This window comes from Bordetella sp. (assembly GCF_051960075.1).
In the GTDB taxonomy this organism is placed as follows: Bacteria; Pseudomonadota; Gammaproteobacteria; order Burkholderiales; family Burkholderiaceae_B; genus Bordetella.
This window is the reverse complement of record NZ_JBQCER010000100.1, coordinates 1-21,860: the sequence shown is the minus strand read 5'-3', so window position 1 is coordinate 21,860 and position 21,860 is coordinate 1. Positions and strand designations below refer to the sequence as shown.

General features: G+C 66.3%; 14 protein-coding genes. 8 read left to right on the top strand and 6 right to left on the bottom strand.

The annotated features are described in order from the left end of the window. Nucleotides 1-7: 7 nt before the first annotated feature. The 4 genes from ACTHJ1_RS17850 to ACTHJ1_RS17835 are packed head-to-tail and all read right to left on the bottom strand — an operon-like array spanning nt 8 to nt 3,287. Complete coding sequence (locus tag ACTHJ1_RS17850) at nt 8-640, bottom strand: isochorismatase family protein (protein ID WP_440195312.1); 633 nt, start codon at nt 638-640, stop codon at nt 8-10. Between the two features lie 25 nt (nt 641-665). Next, nucleotides 666-1,697, bottom strand: a complete 1,032-nt coding sequence (locus tag ACTHJ1_RS17845) for a 2,5-dihydroxypyridine 5,6-dioxygenase (RefSeq protein ID WP_440195309.1) — start codon at nt 1,695-1,697, stop codon at nt 666-668. An 18-nt stretch (nt 1,698-1,715) separates the two neighbouring features. Then, nucleotides 1,716-2,504: an alpha/beta fold hydrolase gene (locus ACTHJ1_RS17840; protein ID WP_440195307.1), complete on the bottom strand. Its 789-nt coding sequence runs from the start codon at nt 2,502-2,504 to the stop codon at nt 1,716-1,718. A 15-nt stretch (nt 2,505-2,519) separates the two neighbouring features. Further along, nucleotides 2,520-3,287, bottom strand: a complete 768-nt coding sequence (locus ACTHJ1_RS17835; protein WP_440195304.1) for a maleate cis-trans isomerase family protein — start codon at nt 3,285-3,287, stop codon at nt 2,520-2,522. A gap of 360 nt (nt 3,288-3,647) precedes the next feature. On the opposite strand from ACTHJ1_RS17835, the gene ACTHJ1_RS17830 reads away from it, so the two are divergent. From ACTHJ1_RS17830 to ACTHJ1_RS17810, 5 genes are all read left to right on the top strand, one after another. Then, entirely contained in the window at nt 3,648-4,799 is a 1,152-nt protein-coding gene (locus ACTHJ1_RS17830) for an FAD-dependent monooxygenase (protein ID WP_440195301.1), read from the top strand. 24 nt (nt 4,800-4,823) lie between these two features. After that, on the top strand, nt 4,824-5,360 hold the full coding sequence (locus ACTHJ1_RS17825) for a (2Fe-2S)-binding protein (protein ID WP_440195298.1): 537 nt from the start codon (nt 4,824-4,826) through the stop codon (nt 5,358-5,360). Then, nucleotides 5,360-8,422: a c-type cytochrome gene (locus tag ACTHJ1_RS17820; RefSeq protein WP_440195295.1), complete on the top strand. Its 3,063-nt coding sequence runs from the start codon at nt 5,360-5,362 to the stop codon at nt 8,420-8,422. The genes ACTHJ1_RS17825 and ACTHJ1_RS17820 overlap by 1 nt, the downstream gene beginning before the upstream one ends. Before the next feature lie 108 nt (nt 8,423-8,530). Continuing rightward, nucleotides 8,531-12,304, top strand: coding sequence for a methionine synthase (gene metH / locus ACTHJ1_RS17815; RefSeq protein ID WP_440195293.1), 3,774 nt, complete (start codon nt 8,531-8,533; stop codon nt 12,302-12,304). Nucleotides 12,305-12,320: 16 nt separating this feature from the next. Beyond that, nucleotides 12,321-13,145, top strand: coding sequence for a helix-turn-helix transcriptional regulator (locus ACTHJ1_RS17810; RefSeq protein WP_440195291.1), 825 nt, complete (start codon nt 12,321-12,323; stop codon nt 13,143-13,145). Here ACTHJ1_RS17810 and ACTHJ1_RS17805 read toward each other — a convergent pair. Beyond that, nucleotides 13,142-14,017, bottom strand: coding sequence for a LysR family transcriptional regulator (locus tag ACTHJ1_RS17805; protein WP_440195288.1), 876 nt, complete (start codon nt 14,015-14,017; stop codon nt 13,142-13,144). The two genes, ACTHJ1_RS17810 and ACTHJ1_RS17805, sit on opposite strands and share 4 nt — an antisense overlap. Nucleotides 14,018-14,201: 184 nt before the next feature. On the opposite strand from ACTHJ1_RS17805, the gene ACTHJ1_RS17800 reads away from it, so the two are divergent. Together ACTHJ1_RS17800 and ACTHJ1_RS17795 are read left to right on the top strand one after the other, a co-directional pair. Then, nucleotides 14,202-15,443: a YbfB/YjiJ family MFS transporter gene (locus tag ACTHJ1_RS17800; RefSeq protein WP_440195285.1), complete on the top strand. Its 1,242-nt coding sequence runs from the start codon at nt 14,202-14,204 to the stop codon at nt 15,441-15,443. Between the two features lie 28 nt (nt 15,444-15,471). Further along, a complete protein-coding gene (locus tag ACTHJ1_RS17795) occupies nt 15,472-16,764 on the top strand; it encodes an MFS transporter (protein ID WP_440195282.1) in 1,293 nt (430 codons plus the stop codon). A gap of 48 nt (nt 16,765-16,812) precedes the next feature. Here the strand turns inward: ACTHJ1_RS17795 and mutY are convergent, their stop codons facing one another. Next, nucleotides 16,813-17,868 carry an A/G-specific adenine glycosylase gene (gene mutY / locus ACTHJ1_RS17790; protein ID WP_440195279.1) on the bottom strand — a complete coding sequence of 352 codons (1,056 nt, stop codon included), beginning with the start codon at nt 17,866-17,868 and terminating at the stop codon, nt 16,813-16,815. 229 nt (nt 17,869-18,097) lie between these two features. On the opposite strand from mutY, the gene ACTHJ1_RS17785 reads away from it, so the two are divergent. Next, nucleotides 18,098-21,742: an indolepyruvate ferredoxin oxidoreductase family protein gene (locus ACTHJ1_RS17785; protein WP_440195276.1), complete on the top strand. Its 3,645-nt coding sequence runs from the start codon at nt 18,098-18,100 to the stop codon at nt 21,740-21,742. Nucleotides 21,743-21,860: the final 118 nt, after the last annotated feature.

The window sequence follows — 21,860 nt, the reverse complement described above, 5'->3', positions numbered from 1 at the left end:
AGTCCGGTCAGGCGCGAGCGGCGAGCGTGCCGATCCAGGCGAGGATGTCCTCGCTGTCGGTCACGTCGGCGTACTTCTGCTGCATGTCGTACAGGTTCGCATCGTGCGGGGCTTGCGCGCGATCGGCGCAGCAGTCGCGCGGCACCAGCACGTTGAAGCCCGATTGCACGGCGTCCACCGCCGTCGCGCGTACGCAGCCCGAGGTCGTCGCTCCGGCCACAATGAGCGTGTCGACTCCGGCGCCGGTCAAGAGCGCGCCGAGCGTCGAACCGAAGAAAGACGAGGCCCCTTTTTTGACAACGATGGTGTCCTGCGGCTGGATGCCGGTGGCGGTATCGATCTCGACCAGGCGCGTGCCCTGGATCAGCGCGGCCATGCCGGCCGACTTCCTGAGCCAGGGAAGCTTGTCGACTTCGCCAGGGTGAAAGGCGATGGTCGAGAAAATGACCGGGAAGCCCTTGGCGCGCAGGGCGTCGCAGATGCGTTTGGTGTTGGCCATCTGCGCGCGCGCTTCCGAGGCGGTCGGATACTGCAGGTCGGTGAAGCCGTAGGAGAAATCGACGACGATGATGCCCGGGCGGGTGCCGCGGGGAACCGAGCGGCCGAAACCCGCGTTGGCGTAAGTTTGTTCTTGAGACATGAATAGGTTCTGGAGACGGTGGGATTCAGCGGCGCGCCATCTGGATGTCTTTGACGACGAGGTCGCCGTCGATCACGATCGGTTCGCCGTCGAGAAAGAGCGAGTTGTCGCGCATCGGAATGTCCAGATGGCAGGCCGTGTCGTTCGCGCCGCCCAGTTCGTTGTTCGGTCCGGTCGAGAACATGACGTTGCCGTAGAAGCTGCGCGGCTCCATGCCCATGCCGCCCTCGAACAGGCCCGGCACGAAGTTGTGCCACTTGGCGTTCGGGTTCATGCCCCAGCCCACGTGGCTCATGCCGTAGCCCCGCTTGTCGTTGAAGCTTTCCATGTACGACCTGACGATCTGCGCTTCCAGGCCACCGCGGATGTCGGTGATCCAGCCGTGCTCGATGGTATAGGTGATGGGCTCGCGCACCATCAGGTTCTGCGGTAGCAGGATGTCGCCCGGGGCGACCACGATCGTGCCGTCCACGCCGTCGTCGTCGCCGCCCGAGAACACGAAGCCCGAAGGCCAGTGGTCCCAGCGGCCCGGCGTGTCGGTGCAGGCGTACTCTGCGATGGTCGGATACGTGTTGAGCCGGTAAGTGACGTCGGTGCCGTGCGGCGAGGTGATGCGCATCACCTTGGCTTTGTCGAGCATGGCGGCTGCGATCTGGACTTTCTCGCGCAACTCCGGATAGGGCAGCATGCGGGCCAGCAGCGCGGGCGGCTCCACGGCTGTGAGCACACGCGTGCCGGCCGCCTGGATCGCCATCTGTTCGGGCGAGAACAGCAGGAAGATGCAGTCGATCAGCATGTCGCAATGCTTGAGCGCCTCGACCGCGTCGGGCAGGGCCGCCAGGCCGGTGACGCCGACGTTCCAGCCGTCCTTGGGCAAGGGGGCGGGCAGGCGCATGTGATACATATTGGCGCCCAGGCGCTGGCCCGCGGCCATGAAGGCGTCGGCGTAGGCCAGCCTGTCGCTGCCCTGGGTGAGAACGATCAGTTTCTCGCCGTCGCGTACGCCCGACATCTTGAGCTGATGCAGGCAGATTTCGGTGAAGCTCGCGTGATCCATCGAGTTGTCCTCCCTAGTTCAGACGGAGAAATCCATGACCGCGTCGAGGAAGCCCTCGAGATTGTCCCAGGGAATCATGTGGCCCGCGCCGTCGACGCGGCGGGTTTCGATATGTGGCATGAGGGCTTTGACCTGCGCTTCGTCTTCGGGCAGCACGACCGTCGCGCCTCCCGCACTGACCAGTCGCGCGGGCAGCTTGATGTGCGGCATGTCGGCATGGACGTCGTCGGTGGCGAAGCCGTCGAAGGTAATGCGAATGGCGCCCCACTGGCAGGTATGCAGCCATTGGGCGCGCAAGGCCAGCTGCTCGTCGGTCCAGGTCGGGCAGAACTTGCGCATTGCTTCGATGCCGCAGCCTTTTTGCGCCATGCGTATCGAATCGCCGTACCAGGGCCAGTTGGCCGGGTAAGGGCGCCGGCCGGGACCGGACATGGGCGGGTCGACCAGGATCAGCCCCGAGAACGGATCGGGGTCGCGCCGCGCCGCGCGAATGGCCACGCGCGCGCCCATCGAGTGGCCGAGCACGATGGGCTTGTCCATGCCCTGCGCCAGCGCGATCGCATCGTCGGCCATCGCGTCCAGCGTGTAGTCCAGGTCGCCGGCTTCGCTCAGGCCGCGGCCGCGTACGTCCAGGACATGCACGTCGAATTTCTCGGCAAGGCGCTCGGCCACGAAGCCCCAAGTGATCGCGGGCGAGGTGATGCCGGGAATCAGCAGCATTTGCGGCCCCGGGCCCGGATAATGGAGCAGATGCTGGCGTATGCCGTTGGCGTGGACGTGCCGGCCTTGTGGAATCGCGGTAGCCATAATCGGTCCTTCTGTTCAGTCTTGACGCGGATAGGCGCCCGACAGCAGCGCGCCGGCGCCGGGAGCGATGGGCTCGAGATCGAGGTGATCGAGCATGCGGCGCACCGTGCACACCGCGGTGGATACGGTCGGGATGCCGGTCGCGTCCTGGATGCGCTGTATGGCCGCCAGCGACTGCATCTGCACGCAGGCCGACGCGACGATCACATCGGCCCCCTTCGTATTCAGCCGCTTGACGTCTTCGACCAGCTGCAGCGGATCGCGCCGGCCCACCTCCAGGTTGTCGGGTATCTCGAAGCAGATCGAATCGATGACCTCGATGCCTTCGTGCTCGATGTACTGCACCACCAGGTCGGTCAGCGGACGCATATAGGGCGCCATGATCGACACCCGTTTTGCACCCATGATCTTCAGGCCTTCGATCAGCGCACCGGCCGACGTCATCACCGGCGCCAGGCACTGGTTGGCCCGCGCCACCTCGGTCAGCTCGCGCTCGGTCTGGCGGTGGTAGCCCACGCCCATGGCCATGATCGCCACCAGGCAGGCCGTGCTCATCACATCGACCCGCGCGTCGGCCAATTCCGCCGCGCAGCGCAGCCCTTCTTTGTTCATCGCCGCCAGCTCTTCCTTGGTGACCTTGTGCATGCGCATGCGGCTCGAATGGAAGGTAAAGCGCTCGTCGGGTCGCACGCCTTCGCGCGCGCGCAGCATGGCCGGAATCTCGGTCTCCATCGTCGTGTTCGAACTCGGAACGATCTGGCCGATGCGGAAGTTCTTGATCATGGTTGAAACCTTGCTCGGAAATTAATCAGTATGCTGACGTATTTTTATCTGACTCAAACTTTCAACACAAGATGGCTGGCATCGGTGAATGCCCTTGGGTACTGATAATTTGAGTGTGTACGTGCATTATTGATGCATTGGTGTTCAATTCAATGCTCAGTATTTGCTCGTTTTGATCATAAAAAAACAAGGGTTTTCCCTTCAATTAGGGCAATTAACGGGATTTTTGATTCAGGGAAAACCAGGGTGGAAGTTTTAAATTAAAGCGTATACGCTCAAAAATATTAAAAACAAATGCGTTGTGCATAGCGCTTGAGGCCGGCTGTTGCCGCTGCCTCGGTTCTTTTCTAGGAGAAAGAAGTGTCGAAACAGCCTCGCATCGCCGTTGTCGGGGCCGGTCTGGGTGGCGCGGCGGCGGCCGCGCTGTTGCTCAAGGCCGGCTACAACGCCCACGTCTACGAACAGGCGCCGTCCTTTTCGCGACTGGGCGCGGGCATCCATGTCGGCCCCAACGTCATGAAGGTGTTGCGCCGTGTCGGCATCGCCGACGCGCTCAACGCGCAGGGCTCGCACCCCGACTTCTGGCACAGCCGCCACTGGCAGACGGGCGATCTGCTGGCGCAGATTCCGCTGGGCGACTTCGCAGTCAAGGAATACGGCGAAAGCTATCTGACCGTACATCGCGGCGATTTCCACAAACTGATGATCGAGGCGCTGCCCGATAGCGCGCTGAGCTACGGCAAACATCTGGTCGCCATCGAAGACAAGGGCGACGTCGTGCACATGCGCTTCGCCGATGGCACCTCGGCCGAGGCCGATCTGGTCATCGGCGCCGACGGCGTGAACTCGCGCATCCGCGAAGAACTGCTCGGGCCGGAGCCGCCGAAGTACGCGGGGTATCTGGCCCACCGCGCCGTGTTTCCCACGCCTGCGGCCAAAGCCGGCATGCTGCCCTTCGATCCCTGCGTAAAGTGGTGGAGCGACGATCGCCACATGATGGTCTACTTCGTGACCGGACGACAGGACGAGATCTATTATGTGACCGGCGTGCCGGTGGTCGAATGGGATCTCAAAAACAGTTGGCTGCCCAGCAGCAAGGAAGAAATGCGCGAAACGTTCTCGGGCTGGCATCCCACTGTCCAGGCGCTGATCGAAGGCACGGTGGAAGTCACCAAATGGTCGCTGCTCGAACGCGATCCGCTTCCGCTGTGGAGCCGCGGCCGCATGGTGTTGCTGGGCGATGCCTGCCATCCCATGAAGCCGCACATGGCGCAGGGCGCGGGCATGGCGATCGAAGACGCAGCCATGCTGGTGCGCTGCCTCGACGAAGTCGGCGCGCACAATCACGAGCAGGCCTATGCCCTATATGCGGCCAACCGCGTCGAGCGTACCAGCAAGGTCCAGCGCGTTTCGCACGACAATACCTGGCTGCGCACGAACGAAGATCCCGCCTGGTGCTTCGGCTACGACGTGTTCAACGTGCCTCTGGTCGATCCCCGGCAGACGGCCTGACGCGTCGCGATCCCGCAGACACTCATGAGCAACGGCGTCCATTCTCCTGAACCCGCGCAAGCGATATGCCTGTCGGTCAACGGCCGCAAGCGCGACGTTCAGGCCGCGCCGGACACGCCGCTGCTTTATGTGCTGCGCAACGATCTCGAGCTCAACGGCCCCAAGTACGGCTGCGGTCTGGGCGAGTGCGGCGCCTGCACCGTACTGGTCGACGGCGTCGCCGCACGCTCCTGTGTCATACCCGTGCGCGGCGTCGTCGGGCGCGAAATCATGACATTGGAAGGCCTGGGCAGTCCCGATTGTCCAGGCCCGACGCAACAGGCTTTTATCGAATGCCAAGCCGCGCAATGCGGCTATTGCCTGAACGGCATGATCATGGCCGTCGAGGCGCTGCTGCGCCGCAATCCCGACCCTTCCGACCAGGATGTGCGCCAGGAACTGCGCCACAACCTGTGCCGCTGCGGTACGCACGTCGAGATACTGCAAGCCGCGCGCCGCGCCGCGCAGCTGCGCGCGCAGTTGCGCGGCGCGGCGCCCGCCGGAACGGGCGGAGCCGCGTAATGGCCCTGCAGGATTCGGGCTCGCACGATACCCGGCCCGCACTCGCGGCGGAGCACGCCCGCACGCAGCCGGCCATGCCGGATGGCGTGCTGCACGGCCTGCCGCTGCGACCGCCGTCGCTGCATTGGGACGGTCAGCGCTACACCGGTGCGCTGCTGCAGGCGTTCGACGCGCCGGCGGCGCAAACGCTGCCGGGCGTGGTCGCCGTGATGCAGCGCGGACATTACATCGGCGTGGTCGCCGTAACGGCCGGACTGGCGCGGCAGGCCGTCGACAGTGCGCGCCCGGTCTGGCAGCGAAGCGCTGTGCAGGCCGACGGAAACGGCGCGCCGGGCCTGTCGTCGAGTCGATCCGCCGAGTCCGGCGCGCGATCTTATGTGTGGCAGTTGCCTGCCCGCGCAGCGGACGCAGGCGTCGCCGTCACGGCGTGGTGCCTGGGCGATCGTGTCTGCGTCTGGGCGCCCTGCCCGGCGCCGCGCGGGCAGGCCGTGATGCGCGCGGAACTGAGCCGCCTGTTGGGCCTGGACATCGAACTTGTGCAGGTGATCGGCGGCAATACGGACTCGCCGCCAGGTGCGCACGCGCTGGATGTGCTCGACGCCGCCGCCGATGCGGCGTTGCTGTCGCAATGCGTGCAACGGCCTGTGCGCGTGCCTGTGCAGGGCTGGGCCGCGCCGGGTGAACTGGCGCTGCAGCCTGGCGCGATGCCGGACGCCTTCGATGCGCGTCCGTCGACGCACGCCGCTTCGTCGGCCACCGCGCCTGGGGTGCTGCTCTCGGCGGTGCCCTGGGCCGTGCGCCCCAGTCTGGCCCGACTGCTCAGCACGCCTGCGCAGGCTGAGCCCTCCGAGCAGCCGACCGCGCAAGGCGCCATGGACATCGTAGCCGCGCGGCATGCAATGCCCGCGCCGCTGCCGCACGCCGGCGCCGCCGATTTCGACGCGGCACGGGTTTTTGCCGAAGAAAGCGCGCGCGATGAAGAGGCGGTGCAGCAGGGCTCGGATCCGCTGGCGCATCGCCTGAATCGGTTGCCACCCGGACCGGCCCGGCAACTGGCCGAACGGATGGCCGAACGCGCGGGCTGGCGGGCGGTGACCGGCGCCCAGGGGCAGGCCCTGGCGCCGCGGCGCGGCGCAGATGAGCGCCTGCACGGGCGCGGCTATGCGTCGGCGCATCTGCGCGAAACACACGCCGACGGAACCGCCGCCGACCGCTGGAGCGCCTGGATCGCCGAGGTCGCGGTAGAGCCGGCGACCGGCCGCATCGACGTCACGCGCGTGGTCGTCGGGCACGATAGCCGCGACCTGCGGCCCGCGCAGGGCGCGACCATCCGGACGCAGGATCCGCGGCTTCTGGATGCGGCGCGACGTCTGCTCGCGGCGCCCGCGAGTTTCGACGATTGGGGCATCGACGGCAGCGGCGCCGCACCGGCGCAAGAGAAAGCCGAAAGGGCCTTGTCTGCGTCGACGACACCGGAAGCCCTTGCGCAGGCCGACACCCGTACGCCGTCCGCAACGGCGCCGCCCATCGATCACGGCCAGCTCGTCGCCGATGGCGTGCTGACGCTGCCGGCCGCCGCCGCCATTGCCAATGCCGTCTTCGATGCCACCGGCGTGCGCCTGCGTCAGGTGCCGTTCGACGGCGAGCAATTGCGTCTGGCGCTAACGGCCACGCAAGCATCCGCCGCGCCCGTGCGCAGCGGATGGCGCCGCCTCTATCGCAGCGGCGCGTGGCTGGCTGCGGGCGCCGGCGCCATCGCAGGTCTGCTCGCCATGGCCTGGCCGGCCAAACCCGCCATCGCACCCACCGAAGGGCCCGATATCTCGCTCTACTCGGCTGCCGCCGTCGCGCGCGGCCGCCTGGTCGCCGCCGCCGGCGACTGCGCGGCCTGCCACACTGCGCCGCACGGCGCGGCCAATATCGGCGGTTTCGCGCTGCAGACGCCGTTCGGCACCGTCTACAGCACCAACATCACGCCCGACAAAGACACCGGCATCGGCCGCTGGTCGTACGGCGCCTTCGAGCGCGCCATGCGCGAAGGTGTGCACCGCGACGGCCGCCAGCTCTATCCTGCCTTCCCCTACACCGCCTTCGCCAAGATGACGGATGCGGACATGCAGGCGCTTTATGCCTATTTGATGTCGCAGCCGCCGGTGCGCAGCGACCCGCCCACGACGCGACTGGCTTTTCCGTTCAATCTGCGGCCGGCAATCGCGGGCTGGAATCTGCTGTTCCACGACAACCGGGTCTATCGGCCCGACCCTGCGCAAAGCCTGGAATGGAACCGCGGCGCTTATCTCGTCGAAGGCATGGGCCATTGCGGCGCCTGCCATACGCCGCGCAACGCGCTGGGAGCCGAGAAAACGGGCCTGGAAAACTATTTGGCCGGCGGCGAAGCCGAGGGCTGGAAAGCGCCGCCGCTGAACGGCCTGGGCAGCGCCAAAGTGCCTTGGACGGGCGACGATCTGTTCCGGTACCTGCGCACGGGCTATTCGGCGCGCCACGGCGTGGCCGCCGGCCCCATGGCGCCGGTGATTCACGGCCTGGCGCAGTTGCCCGAGAGCGACGTGCGCGCGATCGCGACGTATCTGCTCGATCTGCCGGGGCGTGCCCAGCCGAGGCAATCGGTTGCCGCAGCATCTTCGCCGTTGGCCGTGTCCGCCGCCCTGCCAACCGTGACGACCGCGACACCCGCGACGCGATCTTCGGACGATGCGCTCATGCTGCGCCATCTCGACGGCGAGCGCCTCTATCAGAACGCCTGCGCCGCCTGCCACGAAGCGGGCCACGGCCCCACGCTGTTCGGCGTCAAGCCGCTGCTGGCGGCCAACACCAGCGTGCATGCCGGTACGCCCGACAACCTGATCCAGGTCATCCTCAACGGCATCCAGGCGCCGGCCAACGGAGACCTGGGCTATATGCCCGGCTTCAAGAACAGCCTCGACGACAGCCAGGTGGCGGATCTGCTGGGCTATCTGCGCGCGCGCTTCGCGCCGGGCGAGCCGCAGTGGGCCGACAGCCGTGCGGCGATCGAGCGCGTGCGCGCTCAAGCGCCCGACTGACGGGATTTATTACAATCCGCCATTGACTTCCGGTACGGGCGCTTGCCGACCGTACCGACGCACGCCCGAATCCGGCCAGGAATCGGGCCAGAACCAGGATTGCCCGTCGTGACCTATCCCAAGCTGCCTTATCCCCCGTCCACCTACACCCGCGGGGCCGAGTTCGCGCGCCGACTGGGTGAGCGCATCCTGATTCTGGACGGCGCGATGGGCACCATGATCCAGCGCTACAAGCTGTCCGAGGCCGATTTCCGCGGCGAGCGTTTCAAGGAACACCACAAGGATCTGAAGGGCGACAACGAATTGCTGTCGCTGGTGCGGCCCGATGTTATCAGCGAGATTCACGGGCAGTACCTGCAAGCCGGCGCCGATGTCATCGAGACCAACACCTTCGGCGCTACGTCGGTGGCCCAGGGCGACTACGATCTGCCTGGTCTGGCTTACGAGCTGAACAAGGCCTCGGCGCAACTGGCCCGTGCCGCCTGCGACGCCTACAGCACGCCCGACCATCCCCGCTTCGTGGCGGGGGCGCTGGGCCCGCAGCCCAAGACCGCCTCCATCTCGCCCGACGTCAACGACCCGGGCGCGCGCAACATCACCTTCGACGAGCTGCGCGTGGCCTACGTCGAGCAGATGAACGGCCTGCTCGACGGCGGCATCGACCTCGTGCTCATCGAGACCATCTTCGACACGCTCAATGCCAAGGCGGCGATCTATGCCGTCGAGGAAGTGTTCGAGGCGCGCGGCGTGCGCCTGCCGGTCATGATCTCGGGCACTGTCACCGACGCGTCGGGCCGCATTCTTTCGGGCCAGACGGTCGAGGCCTTCTGGAATTCGGTGCGCCACGCACGGCCCATCACCATAGGCCTGAACTGCGCCCTGGGCGCGGCGCTGATGCGCCCTTATGTGGCCGAGCTGTCCAAGATCTGCGACACCTATATTTGCGTCTATCCCAACGCCGGCCTGCCCAACCCCATGGCCGAGACGGGCTTCGACGAAGGCCCGGCCGATACGGCGGGCCTGCTCGAAGAATTCGCCAAGTCCGGCCTGGTCAACATGGCCGGCGGCTGCTGCGGCACCACGCCCGATCACATCCGCGCCATCGCCGACAAGGTCGCGGCGCTCACGCCGCGCGTCGTGCCCGAGGTGCCCGTCAAGACCCGCCTGTCGGGCCTGGAGCCGGTCAGCATCGACGAGGCGTCGCTCTTCGTCAACGTGGGCGAGCGCACCAACGTCACGGGCAGCAAGATGTTCGCGCGCCTGATCCGCGAGGAAAAGTACGACGAGGCGCTGGCGGTCGCGCGCCAGCAGGTCGAGAACGGCGCGCAGATCATCGACATCAACATGGACGAGGCCATGCTGGATTCGGTCGCATGCATGAAGCGCTTTCTCAATCTCATCGCCTCCGAGCCCGATATTGCCCGTGTGCCGGTGATGATCGACAGCTCCAAGTGGGAGGTCATCGAGGCCGGTTTGAAGTGCGTGCAGGGCAAGCCGGTGGTCAACTCGATTTCCATGAAGGAAGGCGAGGAGATCTTCCGCCATCACGCGCGTCTGTGTCGGCGCTACGGCGCGGCCGTGGTGGTGATGGCCTTCGACGAGCAGGGCCAGGCCGACACGCTCGAGCGGCGCAAGCAGATCTGCGGCAAGGCCTACAAGATCCTGGTCGAGCAAGAGGGCTTTCCGCCTGAAGACATCATCTTCGACCCGAACGTCTTCGCGGTCGCCACCGGCATCGACGAGCACAATCACTACGCGGTCGATTTCATCGAGGGCGCGCGCTGGATACGCCAGAACCTGCCGCATGCCCGCATCTCGGGCGGCATCTCGAACGTGAGCTTCTCGTTCCGGGGCAACGAGCCCATGCGCGAGGCCATCCACACGGTCTTTCTGTATTACGCCATCCAGGCGGGCCTGACCATGGGCATCGTCAACGCCGGCCAGCTGGGCGTGTACGCCGACCTGGAAAGCAAGCTGCGCGACCTGGTCGAGGACGTGATCCTGGACCGCCCCGATCCCGTGGGCAAAGAGGGCGACGCGGACGAGCGCACGCCTACCGAGCGCCTGGTGCAGTTCGCCGACACCATCAAGGGCGACGGCAAGAAGCGGGAAGAGGACCTGAGCTGGCGCGAGGTGCAAGTCGAAGAGCGCCTGAAACACGCGCTGGTGCACGGCATTACCGCCTTCATCGTCGAAGACACGGAAGAGGTGCGGCAGAAGATCGCCGCACGGGGCGGGCGGCCCATCGAAGTCATCGAGGGCCCGCTCATGGACGGCATGAACGTGGTGGGCGATTTGTTCGGCGCGGGCAAGATGTTCCTGCCCCAGGTGGTGAAATCGGCGCGCGTGATGAAACAGGCCGTGGCCCACCTCATTCCCTTCTTCGAGGAAGAAAAGCGCCAGATCGAAGCGGCCGGGGGCGATGTGCGCTCCAAGGGCAAGATGGTCATCGCCACGGTCAAGGGCGACGTGCACGACATCGGCAAGAACATCGTGTCGGTGGTCATGCAGTGCAACAACTTCGAGGTGGTGAACATGGGCGTGATGGTGCCCTGCGCCCAGATCCTGGACATGGCCAAGAAGGAAAACGCCGACATCGTCGGCCTGTCCGGGCTCATCACGCCCAGCCTCGAAGAGATGGCCTATGTCGCCTCCGAGATGCAGCGCGACGATTATTTCCGCGAACGCAAGATTCCGCTGATGATCGGCGGCGCGACCACCAGCCGCGTGCATACCGCGGTGAAGATCGCGCCGCATTACGACGGACCGGTGGTCTACACGCCCGACGCCAGCCGCGCCGTTTCCGTAGCCGCGAGCCTGGTGTCCGACCAGGCCGATGCCTATATCGCCGAGGTCGCTCGAGAATACGAAGAGGTGCGGCGGCGCCACGCCAACCGCAAGGCCACGCCGGTCATCCCGCTGGCCGAGGCGCGCGCCGCCCGGCCTGAGACCGATTGGTCCGCGTATGTGCCGCCCAAACCCAAGTACGTGGGCCGTCGCGAGTTCAAGAGCTACGATCTGGCCGAGATCGCCAGGTACGTGGATTGGGGACCGTTCTTCAACACCTGGGGCCTGTTCGGCCACTTTCCCGCGATCTTGCAGGACAAGGTGGTGGGCGAACAGGCGAGCAAGGTCTTCGAGGAAGGCCAGGCCATGCTCAAGAAAATCGTCGAGGGCCGCTGGCTCAAGGCCAACGGCGTGGTGGGCTTCTATCCGGCCAATTCCGTCAACGACGACGATATCGAGGTCTACAAGGACGAGTCGCGCAGCGAGGTGCTCTTTACCTGGCGCAATCTGCGCCAGCAGGGCGTCAAGCGCGAAGGCGTTGCCAACAAGTGCCTGGCCGACTACATCGCGCCCAAGGCGAGCGGCGTGGCCGATTACATCGGCGTCTTCGCCGTGACCTCGGGGCTGGGCCTCGAGCACAAAGAGGCCGAGTTCCTGGCGGCCCAGGACGACTATTCGGCCATCATGCTCAAGTCGCTGGCCGACCGCATGGCCGAGGCGTTCGCCGAATGCCTGCATGCGCGCGTGCGCCAGGACCTGTGGGGCTATGCCGCCGACGAGACGCTGAGCAACGAGGACATGATCGCCGAAAAGTATCGCGGCATCCGTCCGGCGCCGGGCTATCCGGCCTGCCCGGAACACGTGGTCAAGGCCGACATGTTCCGCGTGCTGCAGGCCGCAGAGATCGGCATGCACCTCACCGAAGGCTACGCCATGATGCCGGCTTCGAGCGTGTCGGGCTTCTATTTCAGCCACCCCGATTCGCAGTACTTCAACGTGGGCGTGATCGGCGCGGACCAGGTCGTCGACTACATCGCGCGCAGCGGCCGCGACGAAGACGACGTGCGGCGTTCGCTGGCGCCGAATCTGGGCTGATCGGAATCGGGCAGACATGATCGAGCCGCACGAAGGTTCCGCCATGCGCCGCCAGGCGCTGGGCGAATTCGTGCGCAATGCCCGCGCCCGCATCACGCCGCAGATGGCGGGCCTGCCGGAAGGTCCGCGCCGGCGCACGCCCGGCCTGCGGCGCGAGGAGGTCGCGCAGCTCTCGGGCATCAGCGTCACCTGGTATACCTGGATCGAGCAGGGACGCGACGTGTCGGTCTCGCCCGCGGTATGGGCGCGCATCGCCAGCGTGCTGCATCTGGGCAAGGCCGAGCGCGCCTATCTTTTCGAGCTGGCCGAATGCGCCGACCCGCAGCATCCGCGGGAGGCAATCGACGGCGCGACGGAACAGCTGCGCGCCTGCGTGGATGCGATCAGCGCTCCGGCCTATGTCCTGGACCATGCCTGGAACGTGCTCGCTTTCAACGACGCCATGCGCGAACTGTTCGACGACTGGCCCGCGCGCGAGGCCAGGCCCAATCTGCTGCGCTACATTTTTCTCGATCCGGCGGCGCGGCGGCTGGTGGTCGATTGGGAGCAGCGCGCGCGCCGCGTCGTGGCCGAGTTCCGCGCCGACGCGGCCGCCAACCTGGACGCGCCCGAGGTGGCGGCCCTGATAGACACCTTGAACCGCGAGAGCGCCATGTTCGCCCACTGGTGGACGCGCCACGCCGTGATCGAGCGCGAAGGCGGCCTGCGCGATTTCGACCATCCGCGCAGCGGTCGCCTTGCCTTCCAGCAAGTCACGTTCCGCCTGGCCACCCATCCGGAGCTGAAACTGGTGATGCTGCTGCAGCCGGATGAAATGCGAGAAACCCGCCTTCCTGCCTAGCGCTTGTTTGTGTGTCGGCGCGCCATTTCCAGGAAAGCGGCCATCGCGCTGGACACGTAGGCGTCGTGGCGGCGGATGAACAGGGTGTCCGCGCGACCCAGGTCGCGGGGAATGGCATGAATTGCCAGGCTTGCGGCCTTTGCGGCCGGTATGACCACGCCTTTGGGAAGCAGCGTGACGCCGACTCCGGCGGCAACGCAGCTGACAATCGCATCGAGCGAACCGAACTCCAGGGGTTTCGCCACCACGACCCCGAGTCTGCCCAGAAGGGATTCGAGCCTTTGGCGGTACGAGCAACCGAGTCGGAAGACGACCGTTTTGAGATCCGGGATTTTTGCCAGGTCTTTGAGCGAGCGTATTGCCGGGCTTGTCGCAAGGACCAGTTCCTCGGTGAAAAGCGCTTCCTGATGGATGTCCGGATGCTCGATCGGGCCGGCGACGAACGCGCCTTCGAGCCGGCACTCGGCGACATCCAGCAGAAGCTGCGCTGTCGTGCCGGCATTGACCGCAAGGCGAACGCTCGGGTAGGCGCGCGCAAATCGGGTGATCAACGGCGAGAGTCGAAGCGCCATGGTCGTCTCCAGAGATCCCAGACTCAGGGAGCCCCCCGGCACGCCATCGTCCTTGGCCATCACGACCACGTCGTCGACCAGCTTCGTGATCCGGGCGATGGCCGGAAGAATGCGTATTCCCGCGGGTGTGGTCGTTACGCCGCGGGCATGTCGCTGGAACAGCGGCATCCCGAGCTCTTCTTCCAAGGCGCGCACCCGCGCCGTGACGTTGGATTGCACCGTGTGCAGCTCGGCCGCCGCCTTGTTCATGCTGCCGTGCCTCGCTACGGCCTCGAATGTCTTCAGGTCGACGATGTCCATCTTCGGTAAGCCTCGCGCCGGTTCGTACGGTAATCGATCATAGCGATATGCGACATGTGCTGACTACATTGTTTGTGAATGCATAACATATCTCGATTTCAGATATCGGATATCAAATCTATTCGGTTCTCAAGTCAAGTCTGAGGGGGTAGCCTGGATCTGTCGAACCAGGCAAGGACCGAAAATGAACGTCATCCCGCAGGCTCGCGGCCTGCAATCTCCCGCGCAGGCAAGTGTGAACATGTGGCGCGCCACGATCGCGGGGTTTTGCGCAAGCCTCGTCGGGATCGGACTGGCCCGGTTCGCCTACACGCCGCTGCTGCCCGCCATCATCGCGGCGCACTGGTTCGACGCGTCTGCGGCGGCCTATCTGGGCGCGGCGAACCTGGCCGGATACCTGATCGGCGCCCTGGCCGGCCGGCCCGTTGCCGCGCGCACGACGGATGCCGCCGCCCTGCGCTCGGCGATGGCCCTGGCCACGATTTCCTTCTTCGCCTGCGCATGGCCGCTTTCGTTCGCCTGGTTCTTCGCATGGCGCTTTCTCGCGGGGCTGGCCGGCGGCGCGCTTATGGTGCTGGCCGCGCCCGCCGTCCTCGCACACGTCCCGCCCTCGCGGCGAGGCCTGGCGGCAGGCGTCATCTTCATGGGCGTGGGCACGGGCATCGTTCTGTCCGGCACGCTGGTTCCGCTGCTGCTGCAGCACGACCTGCGGCATGCGTGGGTCGGCCTGAGCGCGTTGTCGCTGTTGCTGACGACGATCGCCTGGAAGGGATGGCCGGCCAAGGCGGGGCCGGCCCGGGCCCATGCCCCGGTGGCTCATGCGCAGGGTCGCGCGCTGCCGGTGGGCCCGCTCAGGGCGACGTATGTCGAGTACGCCCTGAACGCGGCCGGCTGGGTTCCGCACATGATCTTCCTGGTCGACTTCATTGCCCGCGGGCTTGGGCGCGGGGTGGCCGTCGGCGCCGGATACTGGGTCATTTTCGGCGTGGGCGCCACCATCGGGCCGGTGCTGGCCGGGGCGCTGGCCGACAGGACCGGCTTCGGACCCGCGCTGCGCATCGGTTTCATTCTGGAAATCGTCGGCGTCGCCATTCCGGCGCTCGGCCGCGATCCGGCCTGGCTGATCGTCTCCAGCCTGATCGTCGGCGCGTTCGTCACCGGCACCGTCCCGCTGGTACTGGGCCGCATCCACGAGCTCCTCGCGCATCATCCATCCCTGCAGGGGCCGGCCTGGAGGACCGCGACGGTCGGCTTCGCGCTGTTTCAGGCCGTCGCTGCATACGGGCTTTCGTTCCTGTTCGCGCACGACGGCCAGGACTACCGGCTGCTGTTCGTCATCGGTACCGCCGCAATGGTGCTCGCACTGTTTATCGACATCGTTGCAATGATCGCCTATCGCGGGCAAGCGGCAGGCGCCGGGCAATAGCGGCCGCGGGCAATCATCGGACTCGATCATGAAAACAGCGCTTTTCCCGTCTCGTGTCGTACCGGCAGACGTCACGGACCCGTCTCCCGCGCTCGGCTATGCCGAACGCAACGCGGCCTACTGGCGGCGCAATCTCGCGATCTGCGTCCTGGGTTCCTTCACGACGCTGGTCAGCCTCAGCATGCTGCTGCCCTTTCTGCCCCTGTATGTCGCACGACTGGGCATGACGACGCAGGCGCAGGTTGTCCAGTGGTCCGGCATCGCATTCGGCGCCACCTTCCTGGGCACCGCAGTTACGGCGCCGATCTGGGGCAGGCTTGCCGACCGCTACGGCAGGAAGCCTATGTTGGTACGCGCGGCCATCGGCATGGCCGTCGTCATGTCCCTGATCGGCGTTGCGCGCAGCGTGACGGACTTGGTCCTGCTCAGGCTGCTGGCGGGCCTCGTGGGCGGCTATGCCTCGGCTTCCATCGTGATGATCGGAACCCAGGCGCCGCGCGAACGGGCCGGATGGGCCCTGGGCGTGTTGTCGACCGGCGCGCTGGCGGGCAATCTGATCGGCCCCCTGATCGGCGGATTTCTACCCGGGCTTGTAGGCATACGCGGCACTTTTTTCGTGGGCGGCGCAATGATAGCCGCCGCGGCGGTTGCAACGATCGCTTTCGTGCGGGAAGACTTCGATCGAAGCATTGATGCCAAGCCGCGCCTTGCGCAGGCGAGTGGCGGATCCCCGGCCGCCTCGCCTCTCGTGATCGGGGCCTTGCTCGCGACCGCAATGATGGTTCTGCTGGCCAATATGTCGATCGAGCCGATCATCACGGTCTACATCGGCCAGCTGGGCGTGCGGCACGATCATCTGGCGCGCGCGGCCGGCATCGTCATGGCCTGCTCGGCATTCGGCAGCATGCTGACGGCCCCGCGGCTGGGCGCGCTGGCCGATCGCATCGGCGCGTGGAAAGTCATCATCGGCTGCCTGGCCGCGACCGGCCTGGTCATGGTGCCCCAGGCTTTGGTCACGCAGTGGTGGCAACTGGCCGTCCTGCGGGGCGTGATGGGCATGTCTCTGGCCGGCCTGCTGCCTGCGATCGCCAAGCTGGTGCGCCATGCCGTGACCGAGCACAATTCCGGCAAGACGCTGGGATACCTGCAATCGGCCCAGTTCACCGGACAAGTTCTGGGTCCGCTGCTGGGTGCCCAGGTCGGCGCCCACGCCGGTTTGAGAGAGGTGTTTTTCGTGACTGCCGCGCTGCTGCTCGCCGCTGCCGCCGCGAATGGCTGGGTGCATGCCCGGTACATCGAGGCGTGCCCATCCCGAGCCTAGCGCTTGCCCGCGCGAAAAGAGCGAAGGTCCTTTTCGCGGTGACCGCCGCTAAACCAGCAGATCCGATGCAATGCCCGCCAGCAGTTTTTTCACCGGAGCGGGCAGTGCGGTATCGATCAATTGTTCCGCCGAAGTCCAGCGTTCGGTCTGAGCGTTTTCACGCAAGTCCGCATGCTTTTGTATTAGTACCAGCCATGGCCGCACATGCAGCCTGTAATGCGTGAAGGCGTGCATGAAGTCTGCCAGCCGATAGTGCTGGCCCGGCTCCAGCCCCAGCGACCGCGCCGCGGCCAGCGGATCCGCATCCGCGTCGAATTCCGGCAGGCTCCACAGCCCGCCCCAGATGCCCGGCGCAGGCCGCTGCCGCAGCAGCACCCGGCCTTCGTGCGCCAATACCAGCATGCTCGTCTCGCGTTCGGGCACGGTCTTGCGCGCCTTGGGCGTGGGCAGCTCGGCCTGCCGGCCGTCGCGTCTGGCCACGCAGGTGTCGGCCACGGGGCATTGCCCGCACGCGGGTTTGCCGCGCGTGCAGCGCGTGGCGCCCAGGTCCATCAGGCCTTGCGTGTAGGCAGCCATGTCCAGGTCTGCTGCGGCTGCCAGCTGGGCATCGGCCAGTTCCCACAATTGCTGGTCGACCGCGCGTCGGGACGGATCGCCCTCGATGCCGAAGTGCCGCGCGAACACGCGCTTGACGTTGCCGTCCAGAATGGGCGAACGCTCGCCGTAGGCGAAGGCAGCGATGGCCGCGGCCGTGGACCGGCCGATGCCGGGCAGGGTGGCGATTTCCCGGGCCGTAGGCGGAAAGCGCCCGCCCCAGTCGGCCGCCACCGTCTGCGCGCAGCGGTGCAGGTTGCGCGCCCGCGCGTAGTAGCCCAGTCCGGCCCAATAGGGCATGACCTCGTCCTGGCCGGCCGCCGCCAGGGTCGCCACGTCGGGAAAGCGCTCCAGGAAGCGCAGGTAATACGGGATCACCGTGTTCACCTGCGTCTGCTGCAGCATGATCTCGGAGAGCCAGATGCGGTACGGGTCGGCCGTGCCCTGCCAGGGCAGGCCGTGGCGGCCGCCGCAAACCTGCCATGCCGCGATGCGAGAGGCGAAATTCATGGCCGGATTATGGCATTGCCTTATTGCGGGGACGTATGGCGGGAGGTTAAAACAGCAACCGCAACAAGAATTGCCCCTGAGTCGCGTTTCTGGCGCTTTGCCCCTTGCCCGGGGCGTCGCCGTTTCGGAGCGGCCCGGCGGCAAAAACACCCGCCAGGGTCGGCCGCTATCCGCTTCACAAGAGCAAGATCAGATGCCGGGCTGGCAACCCCGACACAATGGAGTAGACATGAATGCCCCCATCACGCCCGAGCTGCGCTCGGCGCTAGAGTCCGTCCAACTGGACGACCGATACACCCTGGAAAGCGGCCGTGCCTGGATGAGCGGCATCCACGCGCTGGTGCGTCTGCCCATCATGCAGCGCCTGCGCGACCAGCGCGCCGGCCTGAACACCGCGGGCTTCGTCTCCGGCTATCGCGGCTCCCCCCTGGGCGGGGTGGATCAGAACATGTGGAAGGCTGCCAAGTATCTCAAGCAGCACCACATCGAATTTCAGCCCGGCATCAACGAAGACCTGGCCGCCACGGCGGTGTGGGGATCGCAGCAGGTCAATCTGTTCCCCGGCGCCAAATACGACGGCGTGTTCGGCATGTGGTACGGCAAGGGCCCCGGCGTGGATCGCTCGGGCGACGTGCTCAAGCACGCCAATGCGGCGGGCACCTCGCCCCACGGCGGCGTGCTGCTGGTGGCCGGCGACGACCACCCCGCCAAGTCGTCCACCCTGCCGCACCAGAGCGACCATATCCTCAAGGCCTGCATGGTGCCGCTGCTGTTCCCCTCCAGCGTGCAAGAGGTGCTGGATTTCGGCATGCACGGCTGGGCCATGAGCCGCTATGCCGGCGTGTGGTCGGGCATCAAGTGCATCACCGACATCGTCGAAGTGTCGGCCTCGGTGGAAGTCGACCCGGAACGCGTCTCCATCGTGATGCCCGACGACTTCGTCATGCCGCCGGGAGGGCTGAACATCCGCATCCCCGATACGCCGCTGGCTCAGGAAGCGCGGCTGCTCGACTACAAGCTCTATGCCGCGATGGCCTACGTGCGCGCCAACAAGCTCAATCGCGAGATGTGGCACGTGCCGACGCCGTCGGCGCGCTTCGGCATCATGACCTCCGGCAAGGCCTACCTGGATACGCGTCAGGCCTTGGCCGACCTGGGTCTCACCGAAGAGGTCTGCAAACGCATCGGCGTGCGCCTCTTCAAGGTGGGCATGGTGTGGCCGCTGGAAGCGACCGGCATGCAGAAATTCGCCGAGGGCCTGGACGAGATCCTGGTGGTCGAAGAAAAGCGACAGATGCTTGAATACCAGCTCAAGGAAGAGCTCTTCGGCTGGATCGGCTCGGACCGCAAGATCCCGAACGTGGTCGGCAAGTTCGACGACAAGAGCGGCGGCGAATGGGGCATACCGCAAGGCAACTGGCTGCTTCCCGCGCACTATGAATTTTCGCCGGCCATCGTGGCCCGCGCCATCGGTTCGCGCCTGCTGAAGTTCGAGCTGCCCGAGGACGTGCGCGCCGGCATCCAGGCGCGCCTGGAATTTCTCGATGCGCGCGACAAGACGCTGTCGCGTCCGCGCGTGACGACCGAACGCAAGCCCTGGTTCTGCTCGGGCTGCCCGCACAACACCTCGACCCGCGTGCCCGAGGGCTCGCGCGGCATGGCGGGCATCGGCTGCCACTATATGGTCACCTGGATGGACCGCAATACCCAGGTCTTCACGCAAATGGGCGGCGAGGGCGTGCCCTGGATCGGCCAGGCGCCCTTCACCGAGGAGAAGCACGTCTTCGCCAACCTGGGCGACGGCACCTACTACCACTCGGGCCTGCTGGCCATCCGGGCGGCGGTGGCGGCCAAGGCCTCCATCACCTACAAGATCCTCTTCAACGACGCAGTGGCCATGACGGGCGGACAGCCCGTGGACGGGCCCATCACCGTGCCCATGATCACGCGCCAGATGGCGGCCGAGGGCATCCAGAAAATCGTCGTCGTCACCGACGAGCCCGAAAAGTACAAGAACGTGACGGATCTGGCGCCGAACGTGCCGGTCAAGCACCGCGACGAGCTCGACGCCGTGATGCGCGAGCTGCGCGACTACGGCAATGTGTCCGTGCTCATCTACGACCAGACCTGCGCCACCGAGAAGCGCCGCCGCCGCAAGCGCAATGCCTATCCCGATCCGGCGCGGCGCGTGGTCATCAACGACCGCGTCTGCGAAGGCTGCGGCGATTGCTCCGACAAGTCGCACTGCCTGTCGGTCGAGCCGCTGGAAACCGAACTGGGCCGCAAGCGCAAGATCAACCAGTCCAGCTGCAACAAAGACTTCTCCTGCCTGAAGGGCTTTTGCCCCAGCCTGGTGACGGTCGAAGGCGGCAAGCTGCGCAAGCCCAAGGCGCTGACGCAAGAGGGCGACATCGCCGCCGGCCTGCCGGATCCCGTGCTGCCCGATCTGGCCGCGCGTCGCGGCCTGTACGGCGTGTTCCTGGCCGGCGTGGGCGGCACCGGCATCGTCACCATCGGCCAGCTCATCGGCATGGCCGCGCACATCGAGGGCAAGGGTTGTTCGGTGCTCGACATGGCCGGTCTTGCACAGAAGGGCGGTGCGGTGCTTTCGCACGTGGTTCTGGCCGCTTCGTCGGCCGACCTGCTCAACACGCGCGTGGCCATGGGTGAGGCCGACGTGGCCCTGCTGGGCGATCTGGTGGTGGGCACCAGCCAGGAAGCCATCGGCCGCATGCTGCCGGGCCGCACTCACGTGCTGCTCAACAGCGACGTGGCGCCCACGGCCAGCTTCGTGCACAACCCCGACTGGATGCTGCCCGGCTCCGATCTGACCGCCGAACTGGCCGCGGCATGCGGGCCGGGCAACCTGGCCGCCTTCGATGCGTCCGAGCTGGCGGTGGGCCTGCTGGGCGATGCCATCTACTCCAACCCGATGATGATGGGCTATGCCTACCAAAAGGGCTGGCTGCCGGTGGGCGAGGCCGCGCTCAAGCGCGCCATCGAGCTCAACGGCCAGCAGGTGCCCAACAACCTGGCCGCCTTCGACTGGGGGCGCCGCGCCGCGCATGACCTGGCCCAGGTGCAAAGCCTGGTAGGCAAGGGCGAGCAGGCCGCGCAGCAAATCCAGGAGCAGGTCCAGGAGGCAGGCATCATCGAGCTCAGGCGCGGCCAGAAGGCCGAGCAGACCGTGGTCGACTTCAAGCGGCCGCAGGGCGAGCTGGCCGACATGGTCGAACATCGCTCGGCCTTTCTCACGCAATACCAGAACGCGGCTTACGCGCAGCGCTATCGCAATCTGGTGGACAAGGTGGCGCAGGCCGAGCAGGCCGCCACCGGCACCGATAGGCTGGCGCTGGCGGTGGCACGCTATTACTTCAAACTCATGGCCTACAAAGACGAGTACGAAGTCGCGCGCCTGTATAGCGACGGCGAGTTCATCAAGCAGGTCCAGGCGCAGTTCGAAGGCGATTGGAAGCTCAATCTGCACCTGGCGCCGCCGCTGTTCGCCAAGCGCGATGCCGAGGGCCATCTGATCAAGCGCAGCTACGGACCCTGGGTGTTGAAGGCTTTCCGCGTGCTGGCAGCCATGCGCGGTTTGCGCGGCACGGCGCTGGATGTGTTCGGCCGCACCGAAGAGCGCCGCGCCGAGCGCGCGCTGATCCGCCAGTATGCCGAGGACATGATGTCCGTCGCGGCCAAGCTCGAGCGCGGAAATCTGGACAAGGCGGTGGCCCTGGCCAGCCTGCCCGAGCAGATTCGCGGGTACGGGCACGTGAAGGAGGCCGCCATGATCAAGGCGGCCGCGCGGCGCGAGGCGCTGCTCAAGGAGTTGAGCGCTCAGGTCGTGCCGCTGGGCGGGTCGCGGGCGGCTTGATGCTCGCTTGAGCTTTTGCGGCTATCGAGCCTGTCGTTGATGGTTCTTTGGCCGCATCGACGCCGCTGGCGTAAAGCGCTCCGGCTTCGATGAGTTGGGTTCGGCCGCCGCCTTAGGC